The organism is Pseudomonas sp. VEM90 (assembly GCF_054611535.1).
The window spans coordinates 32,001-48,399 of the sequence record NZ_JBTRAR010000005.1; the positions used below are offsets into that span (position 1 = coordinate 32,001).

The window sequence follows — 16,399 nt, forward strand, 5'->3', positions numbered from 1 at the left end:
GCCTACAACGGCTGTGTAGGCGCGGGCTTGCCCGTGAAAAGGCCGGTATAGGCAACGCATCACCCTACCAACCGCCGCAATTGCTGTTTCACCCAAGGCTCGGCACTTACCAGGATCACACCCAGCAACACCATCAACGCCCCCACCACGAAATTCGCACTGAGCGGCTCGTCCAACAGCAAAACGCCAAAGGTCACCCCAAACAACGGGGTAATGAAGGAAAACACCGCGAGGTTCGACGCCAGGTATTTGCGTAGCAACCAGAACCAGGTCAGGTAGCTGACGAACGACACCACAATCCCCTGGAACAACACGCTGCCCATAGCCAGCGGCGTCAGCGACACCGCGCCGATCTGCCCGCTGACCAGGGCAATCAGCAGCAGCCCGGCAAACCCGACCGCCAGCTGATAGAACAGGGTCAAGGTTGCCGGCGCCTCCGATAGCCGTGAGCAACGCACCACCACCGTAGTCGCGCCCCAAGCCAGCCCGGCGATCACGCCAAAGGCATCACCCAGCAAGGTGCGGCCGTCCATGTGCTCGAACGAAGTGCCACCGGCAAAGGCCATGGCTATGCCGCCGAAGGCCAGCAGAATGCCCAGCCATTGCAACAGCCGCAAGCGTTCACTGGATAGCCGAAAATGCAGGCCCAAGGCGGTAAATACCGGCGCGGTGTAGAGGAACACCGACATATGCGCCGCCGAGGTCAGTTTCAGCCCTTCGGCAATGAACAGAAACTCCACCCCGAACAGCCCGCCCGCCAGCAACCCAGCGCGCCAGGTGCTGCCGACCTGCTCCCAGCCTCCCCGCCAGCACAGCATCAGGCCTACCAGCACAGCGGCAATGCCATTGCGCAGTGCTGCCTGCATCACGGGCGCGATGTCGACGGCGGCGGTCTTGATCAGTACCTGCTGGCAGCCCCAGATCAGGCAAAGCCCCAGCATTACCTGGAAGGCAAAGGCATCAGGGTTCTTGCGGACCGCGCTCATAAGCGGGCCTCTGGGGTGATCGTAGGCATGGGCAAGGCTCGGCAGCGTTCAGAAGCTACCGATTATCGGGTTTTGAACGCTGCACTTGCCAGCCTTAAAACGACCTCAAGCAATCTGTGCCTTCGCAGATACCTGTTCGAACGTCGTTTCGTCCAGCGCATCCTCCTGCTCATCCAGCACCTGGCGCGGGTGCTCGAAGCCGGGGATGCTGCTGTCGATCAGGCTCATCAAGCGCGAGCCGCGTTCGGTCAGGACGAAGTTTTCGCCATTGCCGCCGTCCTCTTCAGGCCGGCATTCAATGAATCCGCGCTCGAATAGCAGCTTTTCATACTCGCATGCACGGGTTTTCAGGTGATCCAGGTCACCCACCGGCTCACCCTTGGCGGCCAGTGCAGCAGCATGCTGCTCGGCATAGGGGCGGGGCGTGAAGCTGTGACCGGCGCCGTTCTGCACTTCGTGCAGCAAGCGTTCGATCAGGTCCCAGTCGTAGGCGATGCTCATGGCTATGGGCTCCTGCTGTGGACGAAAAGGGGTACACAGGTTGGGACCTGCCAAGGTTGCCAAGCGTTCCGAAGCGCTTAGCGCTGGCGTTGTTGCGCGCCGCGCGGGCGGCGCCCCGGTCTCCCAGGCGCTGAAAACACTACGATAGGCGCAAATTTTCCTGTCCAGACACGAAATTTAATAACCCCCCAATTTCAACCAGCTCCAAAGGCCAATGAGCGACAAGAAAATAGCGACATGAAGAAACCACAAGCTAACCAGCATGCGGCGCAATCCACCAGGAAATTTTTTTACATCCTGAACGTCTAGAAGGCCTTTACGAACGCAAATCGCCCTCATCGACAACATCACGGATGCCGAGCCGGTACGCATCACTTTACCTACCAAACCTGCATGACCAAAAATCTTTTTATTACCAGAAACCATCAAACTATTAGAAAGCAACGACTCTATTTGACTCACATAGCGAACCGAGACATAAACCCATATAAATATGACTATGAACATAGCCACCATCAAGGGAAGGCCTAACCACCTGGCGTCGAACTCAATCATTGCGCCACCTCATATATCAACTCACCAAGCATTTCACCGATATCACCTACGATCGAACCGCCTGTAGCGCCACCCACGGCACCGCCAATGACAGTGCACGCGAGAGCCCCCGGACCGCCTGTCGTCACTCCAAGGAAAAGCACGCAACCAGTTCCCCCTAGAAATCCACCAATCGCCCCGCCAGTGATCGATCCCCCCGTACTGCCAACCAGAGAGACGCCTTCCACATATTTAGCCTTTCTGCAGTCTTCAGAGCGTCCAAAGGTACATGCATGATGGATACTCAGCCCTGTTGAAGCCACGTCGAGCCCCAAGCCGATATAAGTACCCTTCTTTATCAAATTGGCTGCTCTCGAGATTCCTGCGATCTTCTCGGCGTACCCAGCAATCTCACCCGTATGCAGGTAGCTCTTGGTTGATATCTCGAGGACTCTCTTCACCGAACCTCTATTTCGCAGGCCTGAACCGTGCGCAGCCAATTTATTCAGCTGCTCTTCTAGCTTCATGAATAAGGTCATTCGCCTGGCATAAAACTCATTACGCCCCTTAAATGTGCCATCTCTCAAATATTGACGATGTAAGACCTCAATATCTTCCAGGGTCTTCTTGATCGACTCAAGGTGCCTACTCCAGCCATCGCTTACAGCGCCAGCCCCCATGGAGGCGTGGGTGAGGAAACTTTTCAGCATCTCGTAGTTGTCCAGAAAGAAGTCATCCACCCCAGCACCATTGACCTCCAGCTGATGATGTATTCCCGCTGCCTTCGCCATTAAAAAAGCCTCATGGCTCGTACACAATGGCGTACTGGGGTCACCAACAATCACCAGTTCCCCTCCAACAACCACGCCATTGGCGATATGCGCATTTAGCACATCAAACTTGGCCCGCTGATTGGCCGACATGGGCGTGCCGGCCTTCAGCGACTCAAACGATTGCGCCTGAGGATTGATAAAGCTGCGTGCCTCGGACATGGTCGCACCTCACGCATACTTCTTGTTGGCGATGCGGTCCCAGCCGCCGGTCACGTTGCCGCCCGCGCTGCCGTCGCGGCGCTTCTGCCGCGTATAGGTGGTCTTGATGCGGCCGTAGTTCAATTGAATCACTTCTATCGGCACCCCGGCGCTGGCGCTCTGGGCGTAATCGGCGATGATCACTTCTTCGAGAATGACTTCGTAGTACTTGAGCTTTTCGGTACCGGCCCGGCACACCACCAGCTTCACTTCCTTCAGGTGCTGGCCGGCACAGCTGGCCTCAAGCAGCTTGCAGCTGGCGCTGTCCAGATACTTGGTAAAGGTGAAGTTGGTGAGCGTGGTCCGCCCGGAAGATGCGCCGCCCGCGGAGCTTGCGGTGGCAGAGGTGCTCTGGTTGGCGCCGAACTTGTAGCCGATGATCTCGATCCAGTTGGCGTACTGCTCGTCCAGTGCTTCGCCAGTGATCTCTGCGATTTGAATATAAGCATCGAAGGCCATGCTTACCTCTCCTTGGTAAGGATTGGGCTGATAACGACGGCATTTCGAGATCGCCGTCTTGAGGTTGTTCCCGAAGGCGAAGGGCGGATTGCGCTGCGTGCCCTCAGGTGCGATTGACCCTAGCTCCCCACACCTGGCGGGGCAATAGAACGCGAGCAAACAAGGCTACTTTGGGAAATTGCTTACAGATTTGCCGATGAAGTCAGCCCGCTCTCAAAGGGTTCGAGCAAATTTTTAGATCTCGACCAAGACCGTTGTGACGACAAAAAATCTCTGCACGCGATACTGGGGAAAAAGGGCTGCGGATTGTGTGTGGGGAGATTGGAGATTGCGCAAATCGAGCGCCGCCCGCGCGGCGCTCGGTCTCCCAAGGACCACCACCAAAGAAATCTTCCATCGGTCGCAAGCCCTGAACTTCCCTGCCCCCACAGCCCTCCACCGGGCATCACCACCGCCGGAGGTTGGAAGGATGAAACCGCTACTGCCCATAGCCTGTGCCACTGCCCTGCTCTGCGCCCTGCCCGCTTGGGCATGCACACGTGAAGAAGCAACGCAGAAACGTGAGGAGCTGGCCGGGCTGGTCACTCAGTTGACCGAGCAGAACCCGCAAAAGGCCAAGGAGATCAATGATGAGCTTCAGGGGATGGATCTGGGGACGGCGAGCAAGGACTTGCCCGACAAGTGTCAGCTGATCGACCAGCGGATCAAGGAGTTGAAACAGGCAGAGAAAAAAGCGGAGTGATCGTTCGTCGCCTGCGCACGCCCTTCGCAGATGCGAACTTGCGTCGCTTCTGCAAAGGGCCGGCGTGAGTCTTATTCAGCAGCAGGCTTGCGCTTCTTCAGCGGCGCCAGGCCGTCAGCACTGGCCAGAGGCGCGTTGGCCTTCGGCTTGGCAGTAGGCTTGCGCTTGGCGGCAGCTTTCTTGTCGCCAGTCTTCTTCTCGACCTTTTTCTTCTTGCTACCGGCCGCCTTGCCCGAGGCCTTGACCTTCTTCGGCCCGTTGTAGGTGCCCTTCACTTCCTTGATGACCCGGCGCTCGAACTGCTGCTTGAGGTAGCGCTCGATGCTCGACATCAGGTTCCAGTCGTTGTGGGTGATCAGCGAGATCGCCAGGCCTTCGCCACCGGCACGGCCGGTACGGCCCACACGGTGGACGTACTCGTCACCGCTGCGTGGCATGTCGAAGTTGATCACCAGGTCCAGGCCGTCGATATCCAGGCCACGGGCTGCCACGTCGGTCGCCACCAGCACTTTGGAGCTGCCCTGCTTGAAGCGCTCGATGGCCAGCTTGCGGTCCTTCTGGTCCTTTTCGCCATGCAGCACGAAGGCCTTCACGTCCTTGGCCACCAGGTGACCGTAGATGCGGTCGGCCATGGCGCGGGTGTTGGTGAAGATGATCGCCTTGTCGAAGGTTTCATTGGCCAGCAACCACTGCGCGATCTGCTCTTTATGCTGGTCGTGGTCGGCGGTAATGATCTGCTGGCGGGTGCCTTCAGCCAGTTGCGAGACACTGTTGAGCATCAGGTGTTCAGGGTCTTTCAGCACCTTGCCGATGATGTCGCGCAGGGCCGCGCCACCGGTGGTAGCCGAGAACAGCAAGGTCTGCTCGCGGTTTTCGCACTCTTTGCACAGGCGCTCCATGTCTTCGGCAAAGCCCATGTCGAGCATGCGGTCGGCTTCGTCCAGGATCAGGACCTGCACGTGGGACAGATCGAGGTTGCCGGCATTGAGCTGCTCGAGCAGGCGACCCGGGGTGCCGATCAGCACGTCGGGCACCTTGCGCAGCATGGCGGCCTGTTCCTTGAAGTCTTCGCCGCCAGTAACCAGGCCCGACTTGATGTAGGTGAACTGCGAGAACAGCTGCACCTGCTTGAGGGTTTGCTGGGCCAGTTCACGGGTCGGCAGCAGGATCAACGCGCGAATCTCGACACGCGGGCCGCTGAGGTCGACCAGACGGTTGAGCAGCGGCAGTACGAAGGCCGCCGTCTTGCCGCTGCCGGTCTGCGCAGTCACACGCAGATCACGCCCTTGCAGGGCCAGGGGGATGGCCGCGGCCTGCACCGGGGTTGGCTCGACAAATTTAAGCTCGGCCACGGCTTTAAGCAGGCGTTCATGCAGGGCGAATTGGGAGAACACGGAGGTAACCTCAGACAAGTGCGGGAAATTCAGTTGCATAGGGTAACGTTTTCTGCCGCCTTAGCCGAATTTCTTTTGGCAACTTTGTCGCTATCCGCGCTCTAATACAGCTTCGTTTCGCAACAAGACTGTACGCAAGCCCATGGATATCCAACAACTCTGGCGTGATTCCCTCGACCTGTGGGGCACCCTCGACCAACATCCAATGCTGCACGCCGCCATCGGCCTGGCGGCACTGCTGCTCATTTCCCTGATAGTCGGCCGCCTGGCGCGCTTCCTGGTACTGCAAGGCGGGCGCCTGCTGGCCCGTCAGCATGCGCTGAAGTGGCTGGACGACCTGCGCCACAACAAGGTATTCCACCGCCTGGCACAAACGACCCCGTCACTGGTGCTGCAATTCGGCCTGAAGCTGGTGCCTGAGCTGTCCGACACCGCCCAGCACTTCCTCGGCAATGTCGCCCTGGCCTTTACCCTGCTGTTCATGACCATGGCGCTGTCGTGCCTGCTGGATGCCCTGCTCGACATCTATGCCCGCACCGAACACGCCCGCACCCGCTCGATCAAGGGCTACGTGCAACTGGCCAAGTTGATGTTGTGGATCTTCGCCTCGATCGTCATCGTCGCCACCCTGATCGACCGCTCGCCGCTGTTGCTGCTGTCCGGCCTGGGTGCGATGTCGGCGGTGCTGCTGTTGGTGTACAAGGACACCCTGCTGTCATTCGTCGCCAGCGTGCAGTTGACCAGCAACGACATGCTGCATGTGGGTGACTGGATCGAAATGCCGCAGGTAGGCGCCGATGGCGACGTGGTAGACATCACCTTGCACACGGTGAAAGTGCAGAACTTCGACAAGACCCTCGTTTCCATCCCCACCTGGCGCCTGATGAGCGAGTCATTCCGCAATTACCGCGGCATGCAGCAGTCCGGTGGCCGACGGATCAAGCGCAGCCTGTTCATCGACGCCGGCGGCGTACGCTTTCTCTCCCGCGAAGAAGAGCAGCGCCTGAGCCAGGTGCGGCTGCTGGGTGACTACCTGACCGCAAAGCGCCAGGAACTGCAGAGCTGGAACGAGGCGCTGGGGCCGGTGGCGGAGCTGTCGGCCAACCGCCGCAAGCTGACCAATATCGGTACCTTCCGTGCCTTTGCCCTGGCTTACCTGCAGAACCACCCCAACGTGCACAAGAACATGACCTGCATGGTGCGGCAGATGCAGACCACGGCCGAAGGCGTGCCGCTGGAGATTTACTGCTTCACTACCACCACGGCGTGGGAAGAGTACGAGCGGATTCAGGGGGATATTTTCGACTACCTGCTGGCAGTGTTGCCGGAGTTCGGCTTGAGCCTGTATCAGCAGCCGAGTGGCAATGACATGCGGGTGGGGTTGGCGGGGCGCTCGGTTGAAGCGCTGCCGCATCGCCTGGAAGAAGTGAGCGAAGCTTGAGAGTGCCGGGGCTGCCTAGCAGCCCCCGGATCAAAGGGCGCGTCAGGCCTTGCCGGCCAGCGGCGCCTGTGCGCGCCCACCCAGGCGGCTCAGCCACACCGACGCCAGGATGATCCCCCCACCGATGAACAGCCGCCCCAGCGGCTCGTGCTGGTTCCAGATCAACAGGTTCAGCAGCAGCCCTACCGGCACATGCAGGTTGTTCATGACCGCCAGCGTACCGCCAGAAACCAGGCATGCACCTTTGTTCCACCAGTACAGCCCCAGCGCCGTCGGGCACAGGCCCAGGAACAGCAGCACCAGCCATTGCACATCCGTGCTCGGCAGGTGCTGAGTGTTGCCGAACAGCAAGAAGGCCGGCAGCACCACCAGCAACGCGCCGAGGTAAAAGTACCCGAAGCGGGCGTAGTGTGGCAGGTCACTGGGGTAGCGAGCGACCAGGTGACGGTACAGCACCTGGCCGGCAGCGTAGGTGAAGTTGGCCAGTTGCAGCAGCAGGAAGCCGATGAAGAACTCGCCGCTGATGCTGTCGAAGCGGATCACGGCGGCGCCGGCCACGGCGACCAGCGCGGCCACTAGCGCCCAAGCGTTGAAGCGCCGGTTCAGGGCATCTTCGATCAAGGTCACGTGTAGCGGCGTGAGGATCGTGAACAGCAGCACCTCCGGTACGGTAAGCACGCGGAAACTCAGGTACAGGCAGACGTAGGTGATGCCGTACTGCAACGCGCCGATCAGCAGCATCCAGCGCATGAAGCGCGGCTCGACGTGACGCCAGCGGGTCAGCGGCAGGAACACCAGGCCGGCCAGCAGCACCCTGGCGAGCACCGCAAAATAGCTGTCGACGTGCCCGGCCAGGTACTCGCCGATCAGGCTGAAGGAAAACGCCTGGATCAGCGCGACGATTATCAGGTAGCCCATGGTTGCCTCTCGTGAATCAAGGCGGCGACCTTAGCGGGTTGCGGCGAAGGAGTTCAACCATGAGGAATGTAGGGGCTGTACCGGCCTCTTCGCGGGCACGCCCGCTCCCACAGGGACCTGCAATATCTTCCGGCGTGTGGAGGCCCTGTAGGAGCGGGTTTACCCGCGAAGAGGCCAGCACTGATGCCCTAAAAATCCCAGGCATAAAAAAGCCCGGCCATACAAGCCGGGCAGGTACACCCAAAGGAGCAAAAACAGGTGTCAGGGTTGGGAATTCGTGAAGCCTCAGGCCACCGCCGCCAGCTTGGCCTTGGCCTGGCTGACGCCCTTCTCGTGGAACTCGCCGCTCATGTTCAGGCCTTCGGCATGGATGAAGTCGACATCGTGGATGCCGATGAACGCCATCACCTGGCGCAGGTACGGTTCCTGGTGGTCACTGCTGGCACCAGCATGGATGCCGCCGCGGGCAGTCAGGACGATGGCGCGCTTGCCGGTCAGCAGGCCTTGCGGGCCGGTCGGGGTGTACTTGAAGGTGATACCCGCACGCAGCACGTGGTCCAGCCAGGCCTTGAGAGTGCTGGGGATGGTGAAGTTGTACATGGGCGCCGCCATCACCAGCACGTCGGCAGCCAGCAATTCATCCGTCAGCTCGTTGGAACGGGCCAGGGCCTCCAGTTCGGCGGCGGTGCGCTGTTCTTCGGGCTTCATCCAGCCACCCAGCAGGTTGGCGTCCAGGTGCGGCACCGGGTTTACAGCCAGGTCACGCACGCTGATCTGATCGACTGGGTGAGCGGCCTGCCATTGCTGGATGAAATCCTTGGTCAGCTGACGGGAAACGGAATCCTGCTGGCGGGCGCTGCTTTCGATGATCAGTACGCGGGACATGGGGTGCCTCCATCGGCAAAAAGGGAGCGATTCGATGGAGGTGAGATTAAGGCTTGACCTATCGATAAAAAAGCGTAAAAAGTGGGCCCAATCTATCGATTAATCAGTTTATTTCGCACTGCAGTTCAAGGCGATGCGCAGTTTGATGATTTGTCGATTGAATTTGGCGGTGACATCGACGCTTTTACCCGCCGGTACGTTCACCCGGCGCACCCGCGGTGCCTCCGGCCCATTGCGAAAGGTCACCTTGCACGCCGCCGGGACCTGCCCATAGTTGTTGAGGGTGATGGCGCCAATGTCATAGGCCGTGTCATAGGCGGTGTAGTCGAGCTTGACCCCGGTCAGCTCCTTCTCTACATCGATGGGATAAGCCATGGCCCCGAGGGGCAGGCACATCAGTATTGCCGCACAACATTTCTTCATGGGCCGTTCTCCTTGAAAGAGCGCAGCTTAGGACAACAGGAGCGAAAGATGAAAGCGCCACGCGTAACCCTTGACCAGTGGCGAACCCTGCAAGCAGTGGTCGATCACGGCGGGTTTGCCCAGGCCGCCGAGGCCTTGCACCGCTCGCAGTCATCGGTCAGCTACACCGTGGCCCGCATGCAGGAGCAACTGGGCGTGCCGCTGTTGCGCATCGATGGCCGCAAGGCGGTGCTGACCGAAGCCGGCAATGTGCTGCTGCGCCGCTCGCGCCACCTGGTCAAACAGGCCAGCCAGCTCGAAGACCTGGCCCATCACATGGAACAAGGCTGGGAAGCCGAGGTGCGCCTGGTGGTCGATGCCGCCTACCCCAGTGCCCGCCTGGTGCGCGCGCTGGCTGCGTTCATGCCGCAAAGCCGCGGCTGCCGGGTGCGCCTGCGTGAAGAGGTACTGTCTGGCGTGGAGGAAGTGATGCACGAAGGCATCGCCGACCTGGCCATCAGCAGCTACAGCATCGGCGGCTACCTGGGTGCCGAATTGAGCGCAGTGGAGTTCATCGCCGTCGCCCACCCCGAGCACAGCCTGCACCGCCTGGGCCGTGAACTGACCTTCCAGGACCTGGAAAGCCAGCTGCAGGTGGTGATCCGCGATTCCGGCCGCGCCCAACCGCGTGACGTAGGCTGGCTGGGCGCCGAGCAGCGCTGGACCGTCGGCAGCCTGGGCACCGCCGCCACCTTCGTCAGCAGCGGCCTGGGCTTTGCCTGGCTGCCCCGTCACATGATCGAGCGTGAACTGCGCGAAGGCGTGCTCAAGCCCTTGCCACTGGATCAGGGTGGCAGCCGCCACCCACTGTTCTACCTTTACTCGAGCAAAGAGAAGACCCTGGGCCCGGCCACGCAGATTCTCATCGACCTGCTGCGCAATTTTGACACCGCGCCACTGGACGTGCCCTTCGCAGCCCCCCCGCAAGCCTGAGAGGACCGCGCCCATGGCCTATTTCGAACACGAAGGATGCACACTGCATTACGAGGAATATGGCCAGGGCGAACCCCTGGTATTGCTGCACGGGCTGGGCTCCAGCTGCCAGGACTGGGAGTTGCAGGTGCCAGTGCTCAGCCGCCACTATCGGGTGATCCTCATGGACATCCGCGGCCACGGTCGCTCCGACAAACCCGCTGACGGTTACCAGATCGCCACCTTCAGTGCCGACCTGCTTGCCCTGCTCGAACACTTGCACACAGGCCCGGTGCACTTCGTCGGCCTGTCCATGGGCGGCATGGTCGGCTTCCAGTTTGCCGCCGACCACCCGCAATGGTTGCGCAGCCTGTGCATCGTCAACAGCGCCCCCGAGGTCAAGCGCCGCACCCGCAGTGACTGGCTATGGTGGTTCAAGCGCTGGAGCCTGGCGCGCGTCCTCAGTGTCGAAACCGTCGGCAAGGGGCTGGCCGAGCGACTGTTCCCCAAACCACAACAAGCAGACCTGCGGCAGAAGATGGCCCAGCGCTGGGCGCGCAACGACAAACGCGCCTACCTCAAGAGCTTCGACGCTATCGTCGACTGGGGCGTGCAGGAACGCATCGGGCAGATTCGCTGCCCTACTCTGGTGATCGCCGCCGACCACGATTACACGCCGATACAACTCAAAGAGCGCTACGTCGCCCTAATACCCAACGCCAGGCTGGTCGTCGTCGACGATTCCCGGCACGCTACACCCCTCGATCAACCCGAGGTCTTCAACCAGACCCTGCTGCAGTTCCTCGCAGCCGCTTCCACCTCTCAAGGATCTTTGAGCCCATGCTGAAAAAACTCCTGCTCACCGCCTGCTCGGTTGCCTTCGCCACCAGTGTCATGGCTTCCGACAAGACCCCGCACGTCATGCTGGACACCAGCTTCGGCCAGGTCGAAATCGAGCTGAACGCCGAGAAGGCACCGATCAGTACCAAGAACTTCCTGGAGTACGTCGACAGCGGCTTCTACAACAACACCATCTTCCACCGCGTGATCCCGGGGTTCATGGTCCAGGGCGGCGGTTTCACTGACCAGATGGTGCAGAAGAACACCAACGACCCGATCAAGAACGAGGCCAGCAACGGCCTGCAGAACACCCGCGGCACACTGTCGATGGCGCGCACGTCCAACCCGAATTCAGCCACCAGCCAGTTCTTCATCAACGTCGCCGACAACGACTTCCTCAACCCGGGCCGCGACGCCGGTTACGCCGTGTTCGGCAAAGTGACCAAGGGCATGGAAGTGGTCGACCAGATCGTCAACTCGCCCACCACCATCAAAAAAGGCATGCGCGACGTACCGGCCGATCCGGTCTATATCAAGTCCGCCAAACGTATCGACTGACTGCAGCTTCACAAGGATGTGAAACCGCCTGAGGGTCGGACGAACAGGAGTGTTGTCGACCATGCTGTACCGTCGTTTCGAAAGACTGATCGATATTTTCCGCGCGGCACCGAGCGAAGCCCCACCGAGCACGGTGTGGCCGTTCTATCTGTACTACCTGCGCCAGGTATGGCCTGCTTTTCTCGCGCTGCTGGTGGTTGGCCTGTTCGCCTCGCTGATCGAGGTGGCGATGTTCAGCTACCTCAGCCGCATCATCGACCTGGCCCAGGGTACGCCCAATGCCAACTTCTTCAGCGAGCACAGCGGCGAGCTGATCTGGATGCTGGTGGTGATCCTGCTGCTGCGGCCAGTGTTCTTCGGCCTGCATGACCTGCTGGTGCACCAGACCATCAACCCTGGCATGACCAGCCTGATCCGCTGGCAGAACCATACCTACGTGCTCAAGCAGAGCCTGAACTTCTTCCAGAGCGACTTTGCCGGGCGCATTGCCCAACGCATCATGCAGACCGGCAACTCGCTGCGCGACTCCGCCGTACAGGCCGTGGACGCGCTATGGCATGTACTGATCTACGCCATTACGTCGCTGGTGTTGTTTGCCGAGGCCGACTGGCGCCTGATGCTGCCGCTGCTGTTGTGGATCATCGGCTACATCGCCGCGCTCTGCTACTTCGTGCCGAGGGTGAAGGAACGCTCGGTGATTTCTTCCGACGCCCGCTCCAAGCTCATGGGGCGTATCGTCGATGGCTACACCAACATCGCCACCCTCAAGCTGTTCGCCCACACCGACTACGAACAGCAATACGCTCGCGAAGCAATCCGCGAACAAACCGAAAAAACCCAGCTGGCCTCACGGGTGGTCACCAGCATGGACGTGGTCATCACCACGCTCAATGGCCTGCTGGTGGTCACTACCACCGGCCTTGCCCTGTGGCTCTGGAGCCAGTCGCTGATCACCGTTGGCGCCATCGCCCTGGCCACTGGCCTGGTGATCCGCATCGTCAACATGTCAGGCTGGATCATGTGGGTGGTCAACGGCATTTTCGAGAACATCGGCATGGTGCAGGACGGCCTGCAGACCATCGCCCAGCCGGTCACCGTCACCGACCCGCCCAATGCGCCGGCACTGAAGGTCAGCCGCGGCGCGGTGCGTTTTGATGACGTCGACTTCCATTACGGCAAGGCTGCCAATGTCATCGAAGGGCTCAACCTGGACATCCGCCCTGGTGAGAAAATTGGCTTGATCGGCCCATCCGGGGCAGGCAAGTCGACCCTGGTCAACCTGCTGTTGCGCCTGTACGACGTGCAGGGTGGGCGCATCCTGATCGACGGCCAGGACATTGCCGAGGTCAGCCAGGCCAGCTTGCGTGCGCAGATCGGCATGATCACCCAGGACACCTCGCTGCTGCACCGTTCGATCCGCGACAACTTGCTGTATGGTCGCCCAGACGCCAGCGAGGCGGAGTTGATAGAAGCCGTGCGCCGTGCCCGCGCCGACGAGTTCATCCCGCAACTGTCGGACGCCCAGGGGCGTACCGGCTTCGATGCCCATGTGGGGGAGCGCGGGGTCAAGTTGTCGGGCGGTCAGCGTCAGCGTATCGCCATTGCCCGGGTACTGTTGAAGAATGCGCCGATCCTGATCATGGACGAAGCCACTTCAGCGCTGGATTCGGAAGTGGAAGCGGCGATCCAGGAAAGCCTGGAGACGCTTATGCAGGGCAAAACGGTGATTGCCATCGCCCACCGGCTGTCGACCATTGCCCGGATGGACCGGCTGGTGGTGCTGGACAAGGGGCGAATTGCCGAGAGTGGCAGCCACAGTGAGTTGCTGGAGCAGCAAGGGCTGTATGCCCGATTGTGGCACCACCAGACCGGAGGCTTTGTCGGGGTCGATTGACACCTGTGCGGCCTCTTCGCGGGCTCGCCCGCTCCCACAGGATCACCACAGGCCATCAGAACTGTGCAATACCTGTGGGAGCGGGCAAGCCCGCGAAAAGGCCGGCACAGGCAACACAAAACGCTCAGTCCCGGCGGTAGGGCAACATCCCCCGCGCCTCCTCGGCATACCCCTTGACCCCTTCCCGTTCCTGGAGCAGAAAGTCCTCCACCGCCCGCCGCAACCCCGGGTGCAGCAGGTAATGCCACGACCGCGTCAACACCGGCTCGAAACCGCGAATCAACTTGTGCTCACCCTGCGCCCCGGCATCAAACCGCTGCAGCCCTTCGGCAATGGCAAAGTCCATGCCCTGGTAGAAACACGTCTCGAAATGCAGCCGGTCAAACTCATCCAGGCAGCCCCAGTAGCGGCCAAACAGGCTATCACCGCCCACGAGGCTCAAGGCCATCGCCACATCTCGCCCACCCTGGCGGGCCATCACCACGCGCAACGCTTCGGGCATGCGTTCGGCCAGCAGGCTGAAAAACTCGCGGGTCAGGTAAGGCGCCCGACGGCGTACCGCATAGGTGTTGGCGTAACACAGGAAGACGAAGTCCCACTGTGCTTCATCCAGTTCGTCGCCCCGATACCAGCGAAAATCGATGCCTTGCCCCGCCACCTGCTCGCGCTCCTTGCGCATCTGCTTGCGCTTGCGCGAGCTGAGGCTGTCGAGAAAGTCCTGAAAGTCGCGGTAACCGTGATTGCGCCAATGGAACTGGCAACCCAACCGTTCCATCCAGCCCGGCAAGCCAGCCATCTGCGCATCCAGCTGCGGGTCGGTGAAGTTGATGTGCGCCCCTGACAACCCACCCTTACCCAGGTATTCCGGTAGCGCCTGCAGCACCAGCAAGCCGTCGGCTGGGTCAGCAGCCAGCAAACGCGGGCCACTGACCGGACTGAACGGTACAGCGCCAAGCAGTTTTGGATAGTAGGCGATACCGGCCCGCTGACAAGCATCGGCCCAACCATGATCGAACACATACTCGCCAAACGAGTGCCACTTGCGGTACGCGGGCAACAGCGCCCGCACCTGCCCGTCACGCTCCAGCACCAGGTGCTCGCTGGCCCAGCCGGTGTTGCGCGCCACGCTGCCGCTGTCCTCCATTGCACTGAGAAAAGCATGGCGCAGGAAGGGTTGACCGGCTGGCACAAGGGCATCCCAGGTGGCCGTCGGAAGATCACGCAGATGGGCAAGGCTGTACAGGCTGGTCACGTTTTCGGCTCGCTGTCTGAAGACCGTCAGTATCCCCAAGGAAGGCCCGCCGCTCAAATGACGATCGACGGGTTGATCCCTTCATTCTCAATTACTTAACAACAGTGCCACTAATCAGACATTAATCTGTCATTGGCCCCCGCAATACTTGCGCCTGTTTTCCGGATCCACAGAACCTGTCTACTCAGGCCCTTTCCGAAGACATGCCAATGCAGGGGCAGGCGCTCGAGCCTCCCCCATTTTTTTCAGTAGGGAGAACCTTATGCGTCTTGTTTCCACACTTACCGGAGTAAGCCTCACCGGCATGATGCTGGCCCTGAGTGCCCCGGCCAGTGCTGCTGTCGACGCCAAGCTGCTCGAAATGCTCCGCGCCAATGGCTCGATCAACCAGGCGCAGTACAACGAACTGCAGGGCGACCTGGCAAAAGAAACCAAGGAAAAGGCCGACCAGAAAGCTCAGTCCGAACGTATGAGCTCCTTTGAACAAAAAGTGGCATGGGCCGCCAAGACCCAGATCAAAGGTGACGTACGCCTGCGTTACGAAGACGTCAACGTCGACGACCCGAACAGCAGCAGCGGCAACCAGGACCGCCAGCGCGTGCGTGCCCGTGTCGGCTTCTACAGCGAGATCAACCCGCAGGTCGACGCAGGGGTTCGTATAGCCACTGGCAGCAGCGCCGACCGGCGCTCGACCAACCAAAGCCTCGATAACTACTTCGACAAGAAGTCGCTGTGGGTCGACCTGGCCTACCTCGACTGGCACCCGACTGCAGTCCCTAACCTGCACCTGATTGGCGGCAAGATGCCACAGCCTTGGGTGAGCATGGGCGACATCATCTGGGATGGCGACATCAACCCGGAAGGTGTGGCTGCCACTTACAAGGCTGACCTGGGTGGGGCCGAGGTCTTTGCCAGCGCCGGTCAGTACACCCTGAAGGATAACGTCGATGGTGACGGCGTCCAGTACAAGCACGATGCGCAGGTCTACCACGGACAGCTGGGCGCCAAGTTCGCGCCGGCCGACGTGCTCAAGCTCACCGTGGGTGCCAGCATCTATGGTTACGACAACGACAAGGAAGCAGCCATCCTGCAGTCGTTCGGCAACACCACCAACGAGTTCAATCTGGTGGAAGGCTTTGGCCAGATCGATTTCACCGGCTTGGCCATTCCGTTGTCGGCCTATGGCCAGTACGTGAAGAATACCGAGAGCACCGATGGCGAAGATCAGGCCTGGCTGGCTGGCTTGAAAACCAAAATGGGCGCCTGGAGCCTGGACTACAACTACCGCGATGTGCAGCGTAACGCGGTGGTCAGCCTGTTCACCGATTCGGACTTCGGCAACGGCTTCACCGGTTCGCGTGGTCACAAGTTCAAGGTCGGTTACGAGATCGACAAGAACTTCTCCCTGGGTGCTGCCTATCTGATGGCCAAGACCGACCTGTCGCAGCTGCCGAACAGCAATGCTGACGTAGACACCCTGCAGGTTGATCTGGAAGCCAAGTTCTAAGCGACACCCTGCTCTGCTTCACCTGAAGCGGGAAATGCCGACCCCATCCGGCGTTTCCCGCTTTTTTGCCTGCCAGAAATGCA

General features: G+C 60.5%; 17 protein-coding genes. 7 read left to right on the forward strand and 10 right to left on the reverse strand.

Annotated elements, in window-relative coordinates:
* Positions 1-59: 59 nt before the first annotated feature.
* From ACYCCG_RS06945 to ACYCCG_RS06965, 5 genes are all read right to left on the reverse strand, one after another.
* Positions 60-986 (reverse strand): DMT family transporter, encoded by a 927-nt coding sequence (locus tag ACYCCG_RS06945; RefSeq protein ID WP_176685198.1) that lies wholly within the window; start codon positions 984-986, stop codon positions 60-62.
* Positions 987-1,091: 105 nt separating this feature from the next.
* Positions 1,092-1,487, reverse strand: coding sequence for a transcriptional regulator (locus ACYCCG_RS06950; protein WP_176685197.1), 396 nt, complete (start codon positions 1,485-1,487; stop codon positions 1,092-1,094).
* Positions 1,488-1,664: 177 nt separating this feature from the next.
* Positions 1,665-2,042 carry a hypothetical protein gene (locus ACYCCG_RS06955; RefSeq protein WP_339443844.1) on the reverse strand — a complete coding sequence of 126 codons (378 nt, stop codon included), beginning with the start codon at positions 2,040-2,042 and terminating at the stop codon, positions 1,665-1,667.
* Complete coding sequence (locus ACYCCG_RS06960) at positions 2,039-3,013, reverse strand: hypothetical protein (protein ID WP_339443842.1); 975 nt, start codon at positions 3,011-3,013, stop codon at positions 2,039-2,041. The genes ACYCCG_RS06955 and ACYCCG_RS06960 overlap by 4 nt, the downstream gene beginning before the upstream one ends.
* Before the next feature lie 9 nt (positions 3,014-3,022).
* On the reverse strand, positions 3,023-3,511 hold the full coding sequence (locus ACYCCG_RS06965) for an Hcp family type VI secretion system effector (RefSeq protein WP_176685194.1): 489 nt from the start codon (positions 3,509-3,511) through the stop codon (positions 3,023-3,025).
* Between the two features lie 469 nt (positions 3,512-3,980).
* On the opposite strand from ACYCCG_RS06965, the gene ACYCCG_RS06970 reads away from it, so the two are divergent.
* Positions 3,981-4,253, forward strand: a complete 273-nt coding sequence (locus tag ACYCCG_RS06970) for a hypothetical protein (protein WP_339534903.1) — start codon at positions 3,981-3,983, stop codon at positions 4,251-4,253.
* Between the two features lie 71 nt (positions 4,254-4,324).
* On the opposite strand, the gene ACYCCG_RS06975 is transcribed toward ACYCCG_RS06970, so the two are convergent.
* On the reverse strand, positions 4,325-5,686 hold the full coding sequence (locus ACYCCG_RS06975) for a DEAD/DEAH box helicase (protein WP_012051553.1): 1,362 nt from the start codon (positions 5,684-5,686) through the stop codon (positions 4,325-4,327).
* 103 nt (positions 5,687-5,789) lie between these two features.
* Between ACYCCG_RS06975 and ACYCCG_RS06980 the strand changes: the two genes are divergently transcribed.
* On the forward strand, positions 5,790-7,088 hold the full coding sequence (locus ACYCCG_RS06980; RefSeq protein WP_459669872.1) for a mechanosensitive ion channel family protein: 1,299 nt from the start codon (positions 5,790-5,792) through the stop codon (positions 7,086-7,088).
* Positions 7,089-7,130: 42 nt separating this feature from the next.
* On the opposite strand, the gene ACYCCG_RS06985 is transcribed toward ACYCCG_RS06980, so the two are convergent.
* From ACYCCG_RS06985 to ACYCCG_RS06995, 3 genes are all read right to left on the reverse strand, one after another.
* Positions 7,131-8,006 (reverse strand): carboxylate/amino acid/amine transporter, encoded by an 876-nt coding sequence (locus ACYCCG_RS06985; protein WP_459669875.1) that lies wholly within the window; start codon positions 8,004-8,006, stop codon positions 7,131-7,133.
* Positions 8,007-8,291: 285 nt separating this feature from the next.
* Complete coding sequence (locus ACYCCG_RS06990; protein WP_339443838.1) at positions 8,292-8,891, reverse strand: FMN-dependent NADH-azoreductase; 600 nt, start codon at positions 8,889-8,891, stop codon at positions 8,292-8,294.
* 108 nt (positions 8,892-8,999) lie between these two features.
* On the reverse strand, positions 9,000-9,314 hold the full coding sequence (locus tag ACYCCG_RS06995) for a 3-phosphoglycerate kinase (protein ID WP_459669876.1): 315 nt from the start codon (positions 9,312-9,314) through the stop codon (positions 9,000-9,002).
* A 48-nt stretch (positions 9,315-9,362) separates the two neighbouring features.
* On the opposite strand from ACYCCG_RS06995, the gene ACYCCG_RS07000 reads away from it, so the two are divergent.
* The 4 genes from ACYCCG_RS07000 (at position 9,363) to ACYCCG_RS07015 (ending at position 13,557) form a co-directional block, all read left to right on the forward strand.
* Positions 9,363-10,286, forward strand: coding sequence for a LysR family transcriptional regulator (locus tag ACYCCG_RS07000; RefSeq protein ID WP_003254610.1), 924 nt, complete (start codon positions 9,363-9,365; stop codon positions 10,284-10,286).
* A gap of 13 nt (positions 10,287-10,299) precedes the next feature.
* Positions 10,300-11,112, forward strand: a complete 813-nt coding sequence (locus ACYCCG_RS07005; RefSeq protein WP_209967501.1) for an alpha/beta fold hydrolase — start codon at positions 10,300-10,302, stop codon at positions 11,110-11,112.
* Positions 11,106-11,663: a peptidylprolyl isomerase gene (locus tag ACYCCG_RS07010; protein ID WP_021783413.1), complete on the forward strand. Its 558-nt coding sequence runs from the start codon at positions 11,106-11,108 to the stop codon at positions 11,661-11,663. The genes ACYCCG_RS07005 and ACYCCG_RS07010 overlap by 7 nt, the downstream gene beginning before the upstream one ends.
* 61 nt (positions 11,664-11,724) lie before the next feature.
* Entirely contained in the window at positions 11,725-13,557 is a 1,833-nt protein-coding gene (locus ACYCCG_RS07015) for an ABC transporter ATP-binding protein (RefSeq protein ID WP_209967503.1), read from the forward strand.
* Between the two features lie 124 nt (positions 13,558-13,681).
* Here ACYCCG_RS07015 and ACYCCG_RS07020 read toward each other — a convergent pair whose 3' ends face one another.
* On the reverse strand, positions 13,682-14,809 hold the full coding sequence (locus ACYCCG_RS07020; protein WP_459669881.1) for a GNAT family N-acetyltransferase: 1,128 nt from the start codon (positions 14,807-14,809) through the stop codon (positions 13,682-13,684).
* Between the two features lie 262 nt (positions 14,810-15,071).
* Between ACYCCG_RS07020 and ACYCCG_RS07025 the strand changes: the two genes are divergently transcribed.
* A complete protein-coding gene (locus ACYCCG_RS07025; protein WP_176685577.1) occupies positions 15,072-16,316 on the forward strand; it encodes a putative porin in 1,245 nt (414 codons plus the stop codon).
* Positions 16,317-16,399 lie beyond the last annotated feature (83 nt).

Coding starts and splice junctions, on each gene's coding strand:
- ACYCCG_RS06945 (WP_176685198.1), bottom strand. CDS start 986: ATGAGCGCGGTCCGCAAGAACCCTGATGCCTTTGCCTTCCAGGTAATG.
- ACYCCG_RS06950 (WP_176685197.1), bottom strand. CDS start 1,487: ATGAGCATCGCCTACGACTGGGACCTGATCGAACGCTTGCTGCACGAA.
- ACYCCG_RS06955 (WP_339443844.1), bottom strand. CDS start 2,042: ATGATTGAGTTCGACGCCAGGTGGTTAGGCCTTCCCTTGATGGTGGCT.
- ACYCCG_RS06960 (WP_339443842.1), bottom strand. CDS start 3,013: ATGTCCGAGGCACGCAGCTTTATCAATCCTCAGGCGCAATCGTTTGAG.
- ACYCCG_RS06965 (WP_176685194.1), bottom strand. CDS start 3,511: ATGGCCTTCGATGCTTATATTCAAATCGCAGAGATCACTGGCGAAGCA.
- ACYCCG_RS06970 (WP_339534903.1), top strand. CDS start 3,981: ATGAAACCGCTACTGCCCATAGCCTGTGCCACTGCCCTGCTCTGCGCC.
- ACYCCG_RS06975 (WP_012051553.1), bottom strand. CDS start 5,686: ATGCAACTGAATTTCCCGCACTTGTCTGAGGTTACCTCCGTGTTCTCC.
- ACYCCG_RS06980 (WP_459669872.1), top strand. CDS start 5,790: ATGGATATCCAACAACTCTGGCGTGATTCCCTCGACCTGTGGGGCACC.
- ACYCCG_RS06985 (WP_459669875.1), bottom strand. CDS start 8,006: ATGGGCTACCTGATAATCGTCGCGCTGATCCAGGCGTTTTCCTTCAGC.
- ACYCCG_RS06990 (WP_339443838.1), bottom strand. CDS start 8,891: ATGTCCCGCGTACTGATCATCGAAAGCAGCGCCCGCCAGCAGGATTCC.
- ACYCCG_RS06995 (WP_459669876.1), bottom strand. CDS start 9,314: ATGAAGAAATGTTGTGCGGCAATACTGATGTGCCTGCCCCTCGGGGCC.
- ACYCCG_RS07000 (WP_003254610.1), top strand. CDS start 9,363: ATGAAAGCGCCACGCGTAACCCTTGACCAGTGGCGAACCCTGCAAGCA.
- ACYCCG_RS07005 (WP_209967501.1), top strand. CDS start 10,300: ATGGCCTATTTCGAACACGAAGGATGCACACTGCATTACGAGGAATAT.
- ACYCCG_RS07010 (WP_021783413.1), top strand. CDS start 11,106: ATGCTGAAAAAACTCCTGCTCACCGCCTGCTCGGTTGCCTTCGCCACC.
- ACYCCG_RS07015 (WP_209967503.1), top strand. CDS start 11,725: ATGCTGTACCGTCGTTTCGAAAGACTGATCGATATTTTCCGCGCGGCA.
- ACYCCG_RS07025 (WP_176685577.1), top strand. CDS start 15,072: ATGCGTCTTGTTTCCACACTTACCGGAGTAAGCCTCACCGGCATGATG.